Origin of the sequence: Streptomyces cellostaticus (assembly GCF_001513965.1) — a bacterium.
GTDB classification, from domain to species: domain Bacteria; phylum Actinomycetota; class Actinomycetes; order Streptomycetales; family Streptomycetaceae; genus Streptomyces; species Streptomyces cellostaticus.
Map to the genome: position 1 here is coordinate 26,254 of NZ_KQ948040.1, position 14,093 is coordinate 40,346.

General features: G+C 72.2%; 13 protein-coding genes. 1 reads left to right on the plus strand and 12 read right to left on the minus strand.

Going from position 1 to position 14,093, the window contains the following annotated elements:
• Nucleotides 1-90: 90 nt before the first annotated feature.
• The 7 genes from AQI88_RS33965 to AQI88_RS34000 form a co-directional block, all read right to left on the minus strand.
• On the minus strand, nucleotides 91-1,239 hold the full coding sequence (locus tag AQI88_RS33965; protein ID WP_067006778.1) for a carbohydrate kinase family protein: 1,149 nt from the start codon (nucleotides 1,237-1,239) through the stop codon (nucleotides 91-93).
• Nucleotides 1,240-1,321: 82 nt separating this feature from the next.
• Nucleotides 1,322-2,611 carry a glucarate dehydratase family protein gene (locus tag AQI88_RS33970; protein ID WP_107118744.1) on the minus strand — a complete coding sequence of 430 codons (1,290 nt, stop codon included), beginning with the start codon at nucleotides 2,609-2,611 and terminating at the stop codon, nucleotides 1,322-1,324.
• Nucleotides 2,612-2,853: 242 nt separating this feature from the next.
• On the minus strand, nucleotides 2,854-3,861 hold the full coding sequence (locus tag AQI88_RS33980) for an adenosine deaminase (protein ID WP_067006785.1): 1,008 nt from the start codon (nucleotides 3,859-3,861) through the stop codon (nucleotides 2,854-2,856).
• A gap of 20 nt (nucleotides 3,862-3,881) precedes the next feature.
• Nucleotides 3,882-4,787 (minus strand): ribonuclease Z, encoded by a 906-nt coding sequence (locus AQI88_RS33985; RefSeq protein ID WP_067006818.1) that lies wholly within the window; start codon nucleotides 4,785-4,787, stop codon nucleotides 3,882-3,884.
• 6 nt (nucleotides 4,788-4,793) lie between these two features.
• Nucleotides 4,794-5,147, minus strand: coding sequence for a histidine triad nucleotide-binding protein (locus tag AQI88_RS33990; RefSeq protein WP_067006821.1), 354 nt, complete (start codon nucleotides 5,145-5,147; stop codon nucleotides 4,794-4,796).
• Nucleotides 5,148-5,268: 121 nt separating this feature from the next.
• Complete coding sequence (locus AQI88_RS33995; RefSeq protein WP_208615980.1) at nucleotides 5,269-8,487, minus strand: S41 family peptidase; 3,219 nt, start codon at nucleotides 8,485-8,487, stop codon at nucleotides 5,269-5,271.
• Between the two features lie 46 nt (nucleotides 8,488-8,533).
• Nucleotides 8,534-9,043, minus strand: coding sequence for a hypothetical protein (locus AQI88_RS34000; protein ID WP_067006827.1), 510 nt, complete (start codon nucleotides 9,041-9,043; stop codon nucleotides 8,534-8,536).
• Between the two features lie 154 nt (nucleotides 9,044-9,197).
• Between AQI88_RS34000 and AQI88_RS43930 the strand changes: the two genes are divergently transcribed.
• Entirely contained in the window at nucleotides 9,198-9,590 is a 393-nt protein-coding gene (locus AQI88_RS43930; protein WP_079057985.1) for a hypothetical protein, read from the plus strand.
• Here AQI88_RS43930 and AQI88_RS34005 read toward each other — a convergent pair.
• From AQI88_RS34005 to hrcA, 5 genes are all read right to left on the minus strand, one after another.
• The gene (locus tag AQI88_RS34005) at nucleotides 9,532-9,924 is read right to left on the minus strand and encodes a VOC family protein (RefSeq protein ID WP_067006830.1); all 393 of its coding nucleotides are present in this window, start codon (nucleotides 9,922-9,924) and stop codon (nucleotides 9,532-9,534) included. The two genes, AQI88_RS43930 and AQI88_RS34005, sit on opposite strands and share 59 nt — an antisense overlap.
• A 17-nt stretch (nucleotides 9,925-9,941) precedes the next feature.
• Entirely contained in the window at nucleotides 9,942-10,694 is a 753-nt protein-coding gene (locus AQI88_RS34010; protein WP_067006833.1) for a 16S rRNA (uracil(1498)-N(3))-methyltransferase, read from the minus strand.
• Nucleotides 10,691-11,767 carry a nitronate monooxygenase gene (locus AQI88_RS34015; protein WP_067006836.1) on the minus strand — a complete coding sequence of 359 codons (1,077 nt, stop codon included), beginning with the start codon at nucleotides 11,765-11,767 and terminating at the stop codon, nucleotides 10,691-10,693. The genes AQI88_RS34010 and AQI88_RS34015 overlap by 4 nt, the downstream gene beginning before the upstream one ends.
• Before the next feature lie 159 nt (nucleotides 11,768-11,926).
• Nucleotides 11,927-13,063, minus strand: coding sequence for a molecular chaperone DnaJ (gene dnaJ, locus AQI88_RS34020; protein WP_067006839.1), 1,137 nt, complete (start codon nucleotides 13,061-13,063; stop codon nucleotides 11,927-11,929).
• A complete protein-coding gene (hrcA, locus tag AQI88_RS34025; RefSeq protein ID WP_067006842.1) occupies nucleotides 13,064-14,080 on the minus strand; it encodes a heat-inducible transcriptional repressor HrcA in 1,017 nt (338 codons plus the stop codon). It lies immediately after the preceding gene.
• Between the last annotated feature and the right edge of the window lie 13 nt (nucleotides 14,081-14,093).

The window sequence follows — 14,093 nt, forward strand, 5'->3', positions numbered from 1 at the left end:
CGCGATTCCAGGGTACGACGGTGGACTGACAAGACCGTAGGGCTTTTAGGCGGTCCATATTTCAGCCGACCGAGTCGTGTGGTGGGTTGCTCACCCGGACCGGCGGAACCCGATGGTCGGCACGGCCCGCCGCAGCGGCCAGGGCCGGTCCAGCCCCTCCGGGACGAGCCGGTCCAAGAACGCATACCGCCGAAGCGCCGCAGGCGACTGTTCCTTCCCCGGAAGGGACTGCACCCTCCGCCACCACGCCCCGATCTCCGACCACCCCGGCGCGGAGAGCGACCCCCCGAACTCCTGGACGGACAGAGCCGCCGTGAGCCCCGCGAACGCAAGACGATCGGCGAGCGGCCACCCGGCCAGCGTGCCGGTCACGAACCCGGCCACGAAGACATCCCCCGCCCCGGTCGGATCCAGCGCCTCCACCGCGATGGCGGGAACCTCGGCCGTCTCCCCCGTACGCCGGTCCACCGCGTACGCGCCCTCCGGCCCGAGCGTCACGACGGCCACCGGCACATGCTCGGTCAGCGCACGCGCGGCCGCCCGCGGGCAGCTCGCGCCCGTGTACCGCATCGCCTCCTCGGCGTTGGGCAGGAACGCCTCGCAGTGTTCGAGGTCGGCAAGGCCCGCGAGGTCCCACGCGCCGGTGTCGTCCCAGCCGACGTCCGCGAAGATCCGGGTGCCCTCGCGGGCGGCCTGGGCGATCCAGGGGGCGCTCCGGCCGGGCGTGAGGGAGGCTACGGCCGCGCGCGCGGAGGGCGGGAAGTCCGGCGCCGGCCCCTCCGGGGGCGGCTCGTGGCCGTGGGACACCATGGTCCGCTCGCCCTCGTAGGCCATCGAGACGGTCACCGGCGAGTGCCAGCCGGGCACCGTGCGCGAGGGGGCGAGATCGATGCCCTCGCCCTGTTCGAGCGCGTCCCAGCAGTACTCGCCGTAGTGGTCGTCCCCGAAGGCCGCGGCGAGGGACGTCCTCAGGCCGAGGCGGGCGAGCGCGGTGGCCATGTTGGCGACCCCGCCGGGGCTGGATCCCATCCCCCGGGCCCAGGACTCGGTGCCGCGCACGGGCGCCGAGTCCAGGCCGGTGAAGATGATGTCGAGGAAGACCGTGCCCGTGAGGTAGACGTCCCAGGGCGGATCGCCCGGGGTGCGCAGGATGGCGAGCGGGTCGACCTGGGCCTGACAGCGCGCTGCCTGCGTGAGGTGCTCGGGTTCCTCTCCGGCGATCGTGCGGGACGGGGTCACGGTGCGCTCCCTGACGTGGTGCGGATCTGGCCAGTGTGCACCACATCTCACCCCGCACAAGGGCGGTCACACCGGGAGCGTGCTACCAGCGGGGCATCACCGGCGGCTGCCACCCCGGTTCGCCCAGCCGCATCGCCGCCGCGTCGTCCCTCTCGCGCAGCGTGCCGTCGTCCTCGGCCCACCGCCGGTGCAGCCGGGCCAGTTCGTCCCGGTCCAGTTCGACGCCGAGGCCGGGTGCGTCGGAGACGGCGACCCGGCCGTCGGTGAAGACGATCCGCTCGGTGAGGACGTCCTCCGACTGCCAGGGGTAGTGGGAGTCGCAGGCGTGGTGGAGGTTCGGCACGGTGGACGCCACCTGGGTCATCGCGGCGAGGCTGATGCCGAGGTGGGTGTTGGAGTGCATGGACACCCCGACACCGAAGACGGCGCAGATCGCGGCGAGGTGCTGGGTGTTGCGCAGCCCGCCCCAGTAGTGGTGGTCGGAGAGGACCACCTGAACGGCGTCCTTGGTGAACGCCTCCTTGATCTCCCCGAACGTGGTCACGCACATGTTGGTGGCGAGCGGGACTTCCGTCCCCGCGGACACCTCGGCCATCGCGGGCGTGCCGAGCGTCGGGTCCTCCAGGTACTCCAGGACGTCCCCGAGTTCCTCGGCCACCTTCAGCGAGGTCTCGACGGACCAGGCCCCGTTGGGGTCGAGCCGCAGCGGGTGCCCGGGGAAGGCCTCGGCGAGGGCGCGTACGGCCGCGATCTCCTCCTCGGGCGGGAAGACGCCGCCCTTGAGCTTGAAGGAGGTGAACCCGTACCGCTCCTTGAACTCCCGTGCCTGGGCGACGACTTGGGTCGGGTCGAGGGCGGCGCCCCAGTGGTCCGGCTCGGCCGCGACGCCCTCCGGGTGGCCGGCCCACTTGTAGAAGAGGTAGGCGCTGTACTCGACCGCGTCGCGCACCTTGCCGCCGAGCAGCGCGTGCACGGGCAGCCCGAGCGCCTTGCCCTGGGCGTCCAGGCAGGCCACCTCGAAGGCGGACAGCACGGACAGCCGCAGCTTGTCGGCGCTCTGCACACCGCGCAGCCCGCCGGCGTCCACGGCGCCCGTGACCCGCCCCTCGGCCACCGCGAGGTCCAGGGAGAACAGCATGTTCACATCCATGACCGAGTATCCGGGGAGGCGCTCGGCGAGCGGGCGGGCCAGCTCCAGGTACTTGGTGTCGCCGTAGGTCTCGCCGAGGCCGGTGATCCCGTCGGCCGTCACGACCTCCACGATCAGCCGGGGGGTGTACGGCTGGTGCACGCCCTGCGTGTTGAGCAGCGGCGGGTCGGCGACCAGGATCGGCGTCAGGCGTATCTCGGCGATGGTCAGGTCACGGGTCACAGTCAGGCTCTCCCTCATGAACGCTGTCTACGTATAAGAACACACATGGAAGAGTCATGGAAGGCACACGGAAGGAAGACGGAATGCAAAGAGCCCCACCCCGCACACAGCGGGATGGGGCTCTGAATGGAGCGCCGGGCAGGCCTTGCACCTACATCTCCCCGCAGGAAGCGGGGCGTCTTTCCTTGGACCACCAACGCACAGTCCGTCACCGGGAGTTCCGGCGACCGCGACGTGATCAACTATAGCGCATCCGGCGACCCGAACTCGTACGCCTCCACCTCGGCCAGGTAGCGGGCCCGCCGCTCCTCGTCGTCCTCCAGGAAGGAGGCGAGGAAGGAGTTGCGGGCCAGTTCGCGCAGCCGCTCCTCGGTGAGGCCCAGGGACTGCCGTACGGCCGCGAAGTTGTCGCCGGCGTACCCGCCGAAGTAGGCCGGGTCGTCGGAGTTGACCGTGCAGAGCAGGCCGGCGTCGAGCATCGCGGGCAGCGGATGCCCGGCGAGGACGTCCACGGCCCGCAGCCGGACGTTGGACAGCGGGCACAGGGTCAGCGGGACGCGGTCCCGGACCAGCCGCTCGACCAGCGCCGGGTCCTCCATGCAGCGCAGACCGTGGTCGATCCGCTCCACGCCGAGCACGTCCAGCGCCTCGGTGATGTACTCCGGCGGCCCCTCCTCGCCGGCGTGCGCCACGCGCCGCAGCCCGAGCGCGGCGGCGGCCTCGTACACCTCCCGGAACTTCACCGGCGGGTGCCCGACCTCGGCCGAGTCGAGGCCGATGCCGGTGATCCGGTCCAGGTAGGGCTTGGCCGCCTCCAGGGTCTGAAGGGCCGACGCGGCGGACTCGTCGCGCAGGAAGCACATGATGAGCTTCGTGGAGACGCCGTGCACCGACTCGCTGGTGCCCAGCGCCCGCCACAGCCCCTCCACGACCGTGCCCATGCTCACGCCCCGGGCGAGGTGGGCCTGCGGGTCGAAGAAGATCTCCGCGTGCCGCACACCCTGAGCGGCGGCACGGGCGAGGTAGGCGTCGGCCAGGTCCGCGAAGTCCTGCTCGGTGCGCAGGACGGCCATCAGCTCGTAGTACAGGTTCAGGAAGGACTGGAGGTCCTCGAACTGGTACGCCTTGCGCAGTTCGTCGGTGTCGGCGTAGGGCAGCTCGACGCCGTTGCGGGCGGCCAGCTCGAACGCCAGCTCAGGCTCCAGGGTGCCTTCGATGTGGAGGTGCAGTTCTGCTTTCGGGAGGGGCATCAAAGCATCGTACGGCCGCCTCACGTGCGTTTCGGGACCGGCACTCTCTGCAGGTCGTGCGCCACGGTCAGCTCTCCCTCGAAACCGGCGGCACGCGCCTGCCGCTCGAACTCGTCCGGGTCCGAGTAGCGCTGGCTGAAGTGGGTGAGGACGAGGTGCCGTACCCCGGCGTCCCGTGCCGCGGCCGCCGCCTGTCCGGCCGTCAGATGGCCGTGGTCCTCGGCCAGTTCGACGTCCTCGTCGAGAAACGTGGACTCGATGACGAGCAGGTCGCAGCCCTCGGCGAGCGCGTGCACACCGTCGCACAGCCGGGTGTCCATGACGAACGCGAACCGCTGCCCGCGCCGTACCTCGCTGACCTCCTCCAGCGTCACGTCCCCGAGCCGCCCCTCGCGCTGGATCCGGCCGACGTCCGGCCCCTTGATCCCGTGCGCGGCGAGCCGGTCGGGCAGCATGCGGCGCCCGTCGGGTTCGATCAGCCGGTAGCCGTAGGACTCGACGGGGTGGGACAGCTTGCGGGCTTCCAGGGTGTACGACGGGGTCGTCGCGAGGGTGCCGTCGGCGGCGACCGGTGCCTCGGTGAGGCGGACCGTCTCCCGGTAGGCGGTGGCATACCGCAGCCGGTCGAAGAAGCGCTGCCCGGAGCGCGGGTAGTGCGCGGTGACCTCGTGCGGCACCTGGTCGAGGTTGATCCGCTGGATGACTCCGGCGAGGCCGAGGGAGTGGTCGCCGTGGAAGTGCGTGACGCAGATCCGGTTCAGGTCGTGGGCGGCGACCCCGGCGCGCAGCATCTGCCGCTGTGTGCCCTCGCCGGGGTCGAACAGGATGCCCTCGGCGTCCCAGCGCAGCAGGTAGCCGTTGTGGTTGCGGTGCCGGGTCGGGACCTGGCTGGCGGTACCGAGGACCACCAATTCACGGACGGACATGACGGTTTATCCGGGGGGCCATTCCATACCGCGACCGCCGAGCACATGCGCGTGGGCGTGCCAGACGGTCTGGCCGGCGCCGGTGCCGGTGTTGAAGACGATGCGGTAGCTGTCCAGCTTCTCGCCTTCGGCGACTTGGCCGGCCTCACGCAGTATGTCCGCTGCGATCCCCGGCTCGGCAGCAGCGAGGGAAGCGGCGTCCGGGTGGTGCACCTTGGGGATCACCAGGATGTGGGTCGGCGCCTGGGGGTTTATGTCGCGGAAGGCGACAGTGGTCTCGGTCTCGCGGACGATCGTCGCGGGGATGTGACCCCCGACGATCTTGCAGAACAGGCAGTCGTCCTGCGGCTCCCCTGCCATACGCTGCGCTCGCTTTCGCCGTTGATCCAGTACGGGGGCATCGTAGTCGTTCGAGTGCGGGCCGTGTGTGGCTGGTCGCGCCCACGCGGCGCAGCCGCATATCGATACGGCCCCGCGCCCCTCAAGTCGGCAAGCCTGGCGGTGTCTTCGCGGGCCGTTCCTCCAACGCCTCCAGCGCGAGCCTGATTGCCGTGTCCAGCTGGGTGTCCCTGCCCTCCGCCCAGTCCTGCGGGCTCTGTACGACCTCCACGTCCGGGTCCACGCCGTGGTTCTCCACGTCCCACCCGAAACCCTCCAGCCACGTGCCGTACTTCGGCTGGGTGACGAGGGTGCCGTCGACCAGGTGGTAGCGGCTGTCGATGCCGATCACTCCGCCCCAGGTGCGGGTGCCCACGACCGGGCCGATACCGAGGGCCTTGATCGCCGCGTTGACGATGTCGCCGTCTGAGCCGGAGAACTCGTTGGCGACGGCGACGACCGGGCCCCTCGGCGCGTCCAGCGGGTAGCTGGTGGCCCGCATGCCGCGGGGCACGTCCCAGCCGATGATGCGCCGGGCGAGCTTCTCGACGACGAGCTGGGAGGTGTGCCCGCCCCGGTTCTCCCGGACGTCGACCACGAGCCCCTCGCGGGCCACCTCGACGCGCAGGTCGCGGTGGATCTGTGCCCAGCCGGGGGCCTGCATGTCCGGGACGTGGAGGTAGCCGAGGCGGCCGCCGGAGGTCCGGTGGACGTGGGCGCGCCGGTCGGCGACCCAGGCGTGGTAGCGCAGCGGCTCCTCGTCGGGGACCGGGACGACGACCGTGTGCCGGGGTTCGCCCCCGCCGGCCGGTGAGACGGTCAGTTCGACGGGCTGTCCGGCCGTGCCGACGAGGAGGGGCCCGGGGCCGGTCACCGGGTCGACCGGGTGGCCGGCGACGGCGACGATCGCGTCCCCGGGGCGTACGGCGACGCCGGGTGCGGCGAGCGGGGAGCGGGCCTCGGGGTCGGAGGTCTCCGCCGGGAGGATGCGGTCGATGCGCCAACTGCCGTCCTCGTGACGGGAGATGTCGGCGCCGAGCAGGCCGTGCCGGGGGCCGCCGCCGGAGCCGCCGGGCGGGCTGACGTAGGCGTGCGAGGTGCCCAGTTCACCGTGCACCTCCCACAGCAGGTCGACGAGGTCGCCGTGGGTGGCGAGGCGGTCCAGCAGCGGGCGGTAGCGGTCGAGGACTCCGTCCCAGTCGACGCCGTCGAGGTCGGGCCGCCAGAAGTGGTCGCGCATCAGGCGGCCGGTCTCGTCGTACATCTGCCGCCACTCGGCGGCCGGGTCGACGGTCTGCCGGACGCGGGCGAGGTCGACGGTGACGCTGCTGTCGCCGTCGTCGTCGGAGCCGGTGCGGCGGTCGCTGGGCACGACCCGGAGCCGGCCGTCGCTCCACAGCAGGACCCGTTTGCCGTCGCCGCTGACCTCGAAGTGGCCGGCGTCGCCGGCGAGGTGTTCCAGGCGGCGCTGGGCAAGGTCGTAGCGCTCCAGCTCGGTGTGCGGGGCGGGGTCCTCGGGGTGGGCGCGGGCGGCGCCGAGGACGCCGTGGACGGGGTGGCGCAGCCAGAGCACGCCGTCCTTGGCGGCGCGGAGGGCCGAGTACCGGCCGGCTTCCACCGGGAAGGGGACGATGCGGTCGGCCAGGCCCTCCAGGTCGATGCGGGTGGCGGGGGTGCCCTCGCTGTCGGGGGTCTCGTCCTTGTCGGGGGCCTCGAAGGGGCGGCCGTGCCGCTGCGGGCCGAAGGGCGAGGGGGTGGTGGCGGCCAGGGTGATCAGGTGCGGGCGGGCGCCGACCACGAACGCGAGATCGAAGACGTGTTCGTCGTAGACCGGGTCGAAGGCGCGGTTGGAGAGGAAGGCGAGGTGTTTGCCGTCCAGGGTGAAGGCGGGGGCGTAGTCCTGGAAGCGGAGGGGGGTCGCCTCGGTGACCGAGAGGTCGGTGGTGTGGGCGATGCGCAGTTGGGAGAGCGGGCGCGGGCCGGGGTGGGCCCAGGCCAGCCAGGCGGAGTCGGGTGAGAAGGCGAGGCCCGAGACCTCGCCGTCGTCGCTGCGGTCGACCTCGCGCACCTCGCCGGACTCCCGCTCGACGAGCAACAGCCGCCCGTCGTGCGCGGCGACCGCGACCCGGCTGCCGTCGGGCGCCACGGCCAGCTCCAGGACCCGGCCGAGCCGGCCGGCGGCGAGCCGTCGGGCGGTCGTGCCCGGGGCGAGCCCGGTCGCGGGGGCGAACTCCAGGGCGTCGTCGCCCTCGGCGTCCGTCACCCACACCACCCACTCCTCGCCCTCGGTACGGAAGGTGCGCGGCTGCCGGGCCCGGACGCCGGGGGTGGCGGCGAGGGCGCGGGCGGGCCCGGAGCGATGGGTGACCCAGTGGACGCCGCCGCGCACACTGACGGCGCTCCCGCGTGCGGTGTGGTCGGGGGCCGCGGCCCCGAACCAGCGCGCCGCGTTCACCGGGTGCGGCCGCAGGTCCACCCGCGGCCCGCCGAGCCGCACCTCCAGCCGCCGCGGTTCGGCGCCCTCCAGGTCGTCCAGCAGCCACAGTTCACCGGCCGAGCTGTAGACGACCCGGGTGCCGTCACCGGCCGCGTGCCGGACGTAGAAGCCGTCGAGGGGGGTGTGCCGGCGCAGGCCGGAGCCGTCGGCGAGCGAGGAGTACAGCGCACCCGTGCCCTCGTGGTCGGACAGAAAGGCGATCCGGTCCCCCGCCCACACCGGGCACTCGATGTTCCCGTCCAGCGCCTCGTGCAGCCGCTCGAACGCACCGGCGCCTTCCCGATCGATCCACAGCTTGCCCGCGGTGCCGCCCCGGTAGCGCTTCCAGTACGCGGCCTCCCGGCCCATCGGCGCGGACAGCAGCACGGTGGCGGGCCCGAACGCCACGTCGCCGACGGGGCCGTAGGGCAGGGTGGCCGCCGGTCCGCCGTCGAGCGGGACGGCGTGCGCCCAGGTCTGGCGCGTGCTGGGCCGGCCCTGTGCGCTGAGCGCGAGCACCTGCCCGTCCGGGGTCCAGCCGCCCACCTCGGTACTCGGGTTGCCCCAGTACGTCAGCCGCTCGGCGGGGCCTCCCGCCACCGGGGCGACATGCACCTCGGGCGCGCCGTCCCGGGTGGAGGTCCAGGCGAGGGCGGTCCCGTCGGGCGAGATCCGGGGCCGGGTCACCGGCATGTTGTCGGCACTGACCCGCCAGGCCCGGCCGCCGTCGAGGGGTGCCAGCCATACGTCGTCCTCGGCGACGAACGTCACCAAGTCGCCGTGCAGATGGGGAAATCGGAGATAGCCGGAAGATGCCGTGGATCCCGTCGAAGCGCCCTGAGTCACCCCGTCACCTTACGCAGCGGCCGCCTGACCGCGCTGCCGGTTCCGATCACTTGCCCTGCGCGGGCCAGCAGGTGGGATCCCCCTTGCACCAGATGGTCCGCGTGACGGTGACGGTGGGGCCCGGCTGCGGGTAGGAGGGGTGGTAGGCGGTGGGCTGCTTGTACGTCACGTGGGGCGTGGCGTCGCAGTTGCCGAGCCCGCTGACCCGGAACACCTGCCTGCCTCCGACCTTGGCCGTCAGATCCCCACGCACACAGGCGCCGTCGACGGCCCTGGTCACCCTTCCGGTGACGGTGATCTTGCGCCGGTCCGTGGTCTCCCCTTGGCAGTCGACGGAGACGACGTTCTGCGCCTTCGACGTGGCACCGCTCTTTCCGAAGCCGGTGGTGAAGCTCCCGGTGCAGGTGAGCCAACTGACGCCCACATGCTGTTGTTTCAGTTCGTGTGTCGCGGTCTTGTCGGTGGTGTACGCCACCATGGCCGAGCTGAGACCGCCCGGCTCACAGCCCACCACCCCGCCCAGGGCCACCACCGCGAGCCCTGCCCCGGCCGCCATCCGAGTCCCGCGCGCCCGCCGTGTCCGCTGCCCAATGCGCTTCAAAGGCCCCATGAACAGCAGCGTGCCACCGGCGCGGGAGCGGGTGGTAGACCGGATACGGCCACTCCGCTTGTACGGGCGCCTCGTCCGTGTCACCCCGTACTCTGGCCCGGTGCGCAGCGAACGCAGGCTCCGGCGGCTGGTCGTGGGCGAGGGGGACGAGTGGCGGTGGACCGTCCGGCACCGGCACACGGGCGGTGGTCCCTGCCGGGAGGTGCTGACGCTGCACCGGGACGGGGTGGCGGTGCGGGTGGTCTTCCGGGACGGGCCCGGCCGCGTGGTCGGCGCCGGTTTCCACGCCCACTCCGGGCTCGTGGTCGATGAGCAGGGACGCTCGGTCAGTCTGCACGAGCCCGGTGTCGTACGGGCCTTCGTGGACGAGGTGCGGCAGCGGGGGCTTGCCGCCGGTGAGGTGGACGGATGGGAGTTGCTACCGGCCGTCGTGGTCAGGCGCGCAGCAGGAGCCACTCCTGGAGTTCCACCAGGTTGCCCTCCGGGTCCTTGAGGTGGGCCACCCGCATGCGGTCGGTCATGGGGGCCGGGCCATGCAGGAGGGTCGCGCCCCGGGAGGTGATCTGCGCGCAGTAGGCGTCGAGGTCGTCCACCCGCAGGACGACCAGGGAGCGGTGGCCGCAGGCCTCCTCGCCCAGTTCGCCCAGGACTTCGGCCATCATCGCACGGTCCTGCAGCGCGATTCCGGCGGACCCCGTGTGCGGGCTGAACTTCTCGTACGGTCCCTCGGCCGCCCCGGACTGCGGCTTGAGGCCGAGGACTTCGGCGTAGAAGCGGTAGCAGGCGGCGAAGTCGGTGACGAGGAGCCTGACTTGGGCGAGTTCCATGGTGATTCCCCCTGCGGTCAGGACCAGCGGCCGGTGCGGCCGAGGAGCAGCGCGGTGGCCGCAGTGCCGGCGGTCGATGTACGCAGCACGCTACGCCCGAGCCGGTACGCCTTCGCGCCCGCCTCCTCGAAGAGCGTCAACTCCTCGGGGGAGACGCCGCCTTCGGGGCCGACGACCAGCACGATCTCGCCCGTGGCGGGGAGTTCGGCGGTCGCAAGCGGCTCACTGCCGTAGTCGCGGTCCTCGTGCAGGACGGCGGCGAAGTCGGCTTTGGCGAGAAGTGCGGCAACCTGCTTGGTCGTCGCTGCGTCCGCGACCTCCGGGAAGCGCAGGCGGCGGGACTGCTTGCCGGCCTCGCGCGCGGTGGCCCGCCACTTGGCGAGCGCCTTGAGGCCCCGGTCGCCCTTCCACTGGGTGATGCAGCGGGCGGCCGACCAGGGCACGATCGCATCGACGCCGGTCTCGGTCATCGTCTCCACGGCCAGCTCGCCGCGGTCGCCCTTGGGAATGGCCTGGACGACGGTGATACGGGGGCTGGGCTCGGGTTCCAGCGGGAACTCGAAGGGCTCGACGACCAGGTGGTCCTTCCCCGACACGCTGAGGACGACCCCGGCCGCCCCCCGGCCCTTCCCGTCGGTGATCACCACGTCCTCACCCGGTTGCAACCGCCGTACGGAGACCGCGTGCCGCCCCTCGGGGCCCGCCACGTCGATGATCGAGCCCGGGCCCACGCCCTCCAGGGAGTCGACGACGAACACCGGCGCGGTCATCGGAGATCACCCGTGGCCGACAACGCTGTCCTGGCGGCGTCGAGTTCGCCCGCGAGCACCTCCACCAGCTGCCCGGCCGGCAGCTCGCGGGCCATCCGGTGCCCCTGGCCCGCCCACAGCGCCATGCCCTGCGCGTCGCCGGCCTTGGCGGCGGCCTTGCGCAGCGGCGAGGTCAGGTGGTGGATCTCGGGGTAGGCGGCGGGGGCGTACCGGCCGTGCTCGCGCATGAAGCGGTTGACCAGTCCGCGCGCCGGGCGGCCGGAGAAGGCGCGGGTCAGCTCGGTGCGCGCGAACAGAGGGTTGGTCAGCGCCTGCTTGTGCAGGGCGTTCGCGCCGGACTCGGGGGTGGCCAGGAACGCGGTGCCCAGCTGGGCCGCGCTCGCGCCCGCCGCGAGGACGGCGGCGATCTGGCTGCCGCGCATGATGCCGCCGGCGGCGACGACCGGGATGCCCACGGTCTCGCGGACCTGGGCGACGAGCGAGAGCAGCCCGAGGCCGGAGCCGTCGTTCTCCGGGATGTCCCGGTGGGTGCCCTGGTGGCCGCCGGCCTCCACGCCCTGCGCGATCACCGCGTCCGCCCCGGCCCGCTCGGCCGCGAGGGCCTCCTCGGCGGTGGTGGCGGTGACCAGGGTGAAGGTTCCGGCACGGCGCAGGGAGTCGATGACCTCGCGGCTCGGGACGCCGAAGTGGAAGGAGACCACCGGCACCGGGTTGTCGAGGAGCACGGCGAGCTTGGCGTCGTAGCCGTCGTCCCGGCCGCTGTCCGGATCGCCCAGCTCGGTCTCGTACCAGGCGGCCTCGCCGGCCAGCTGGTGGGCGTAGACCTCGACGGCGCCCGACTCGGCGGTATCGGGCTGGGGCATGAACAGGTTCACGCCGAAGGGGCGGCTCGTGAGCCCCCGCAGCTGCTTGATCTCCTGGTACATGCCGTCGGCGGTCTTGTATCCGGCGGCGAGGAACCCGAGGCCGCCGGCCTCGCAGACGGCGGCGGCGAGCTGCGGGACGGAGACACCGCCCGCCATGGGGGCCTGCACGATCGGGTGGGGGAAGAGATCGGTCAGCGCGGAGGACATGACGGCATGTTGTCACGTCCTCCGAACAAGTCCGAATCGAGCCTTCCCGCTGGCACATGCCACTTCGCAACCGACCGAGTCGGGTGGTGGGTGGGCATGGGCCGGGGGTCCAGGGGGCCGGAGCCCCCTGGCGGGGCCGAAGGGGCAGAGCCCCTTCAGTCAGCGCCCGTTGAACGCATCCTTCAGCCGCGAGAACAGACCCTGCTGCCCCGGCTGGAACTGCCCCGTCGGCCGCTCCTCACCCCGCAGCTTCGCCAGCTCGCGCAGCAACCGCTCCTGCTCCGGGTCGAGCTTGGTCGGGGTCGTGACCTCGACATGCACGATCAGGTCACCCCGGCCGCCGCCCCGCAGATGCGTGACACCGCGGTTGTGCAGCGGGATCGACTGCCCGGACTGCGTACCGGGCCGGATGTCGACCTCCTCCATGCCGTCCAGCGTCTCCAGCGGCACCTTGGTGCCGAGGGCCGCCGCGGTCATCGGGATGGTGACCGTGCAGTGCAGGTCGTCGCCGCGCCGCTGGAAGGTCTGGTGCGGCAGCTCGTGGATCTCGACGTACAGGTCGCCGGCCGGACCGCCACCGGGGCCGACCTCGCCCTCGCCGGCGAGCTGGATCCGGGTGCCGTTGTCGACACCGGCCGGGATCTTCACGGTGAGGGTGCGACGCGAGCGCACGCGCCCGTCGCCCGCGCACTCCGGGCACGGCGTCGGCACGACCGTACCGAAGCCCTGGCACTGGGGGCAGGGGCGGGAGGTCATGACCTGGCCCAGGAAGGACCGGGTGACCTGCGAGACCTCACCGCGGCCGCGGCACATGTCACACGTCTGGGCGGACGTGCCCGGAGCCGCGCCTTCACCGTTGCAGGTGTTGCAGACAACGGCCGTGTCGACGTGGATGTCCTTGGTCGTCCCGAAGGCCGCCTCGTCCAGCTCGATCTCGATCCGGATCATCGCGTCCTGGCCGCGCCGGGTGCGCGAGCGCGGCCCGCGCTGCGACGCCGTACCGAAGAACGCGTCCATGATGTCGGAGAAGTTGCCGAAGCCACCGGCCCCGAAGCCGCCCGCACCGGCGCCGCCCGACTGGGAGAGCGGGTCGCCGCCGAGGTCGTAGACCTGCTTCTTCTGCGGGTCCGACAGCACCTCGTAAGCGGCGTTGATCTCCTTGAACCGCTCCTGGGTCTTCGGGTCGGGGTTGACGTCCGGGTGCAGCTCGCGCGCGAGCCGACGGAACGCCTTCTTGATCTCATCCTGCGACGCGTCGCGGCGCACGCCGAGAACGGCGTAGTAGTCCGTGGCCACTTACGACTCCGCCAGGATCTGTCCGACGTACCGTGCCACTGCGCGTACCGCTCCCATCGTTCCCGGGTAGTCCATGCGGGTCGGTCCGACCACGCCGAGCTTGGCAACCGCCTCGCCGCCCGAACCGTAGCCGACCGACACGACGGAGGTTGAGTTGAGTCCTTCATGGGCGTTCTCGTGCCCGATGCGCACGGTCATGCCCGGATCCTTCGCCTCGCCGAGGAGCTTGAGGAGCACGACCTGCTCCTCCAGGGCCTCCAGGACGGGCCGGATCATGACGGGGAAGTCGTGTCCGAAGCGGGTGAGATTGGCGGTTCCGCCGATCATCAGCCGCTCCTCGTTCTCCTCGACCAGTGTCTCCAGCAGTGTGGAGAGCACCATGGAGACCGTACCGCGGTCCTCGGCCTCGAAGGCTTCCGGCAGGTCCTCGACCAGTCTCGGCACGTCGGCGAAGCGACGGCCCGCGACCCGGCTGTTCAGCCGTGCCCGCAGATCCGCCAGGGACGCCTCGCCGAACGGCGCCGGGCAGTCGACCATCCGCTGCTCGACCCGGCCGGTGTCCGTGATCAGCACGAGCATCACGCGCGCGGGCGCGAGCGAGAGCAGCTCCACATGCCGCACGGTGGACCGGGTCAGGGACGGGTACTGCACGACGGCGACCTGCCGGGTCAGCTGCGCGAGCAGCCGCACCGTCCGCGCCACCACGTCGTCGAGATCGACGGCGCCCTCGAGGAAGTTCTGGATCGCCCGCCGTTCGGGCGCCGTCATCGGCTTGACGCCCGCGAGCTTGTCCACGAAGAGCCGGTAGCCCTTGTCGGTGGGGATGCGCCCGGCACTCGTGTGCGGCTGGGCGATGAACCCCTCGTCCTCCAGGGCCGCCATGTCGTTGCGCACGGTCGCCGGGGAGACGCCGAGGTTGTGCCGCTCGGTGAGCGCCTTCGACCCCACCGGCTCCTCGGTGCCCACGTAGTCCTGGACGATGGCGCGCAGCACCTGAAGCCTGCGTTCACTCAGCATCCGCGCACACCTC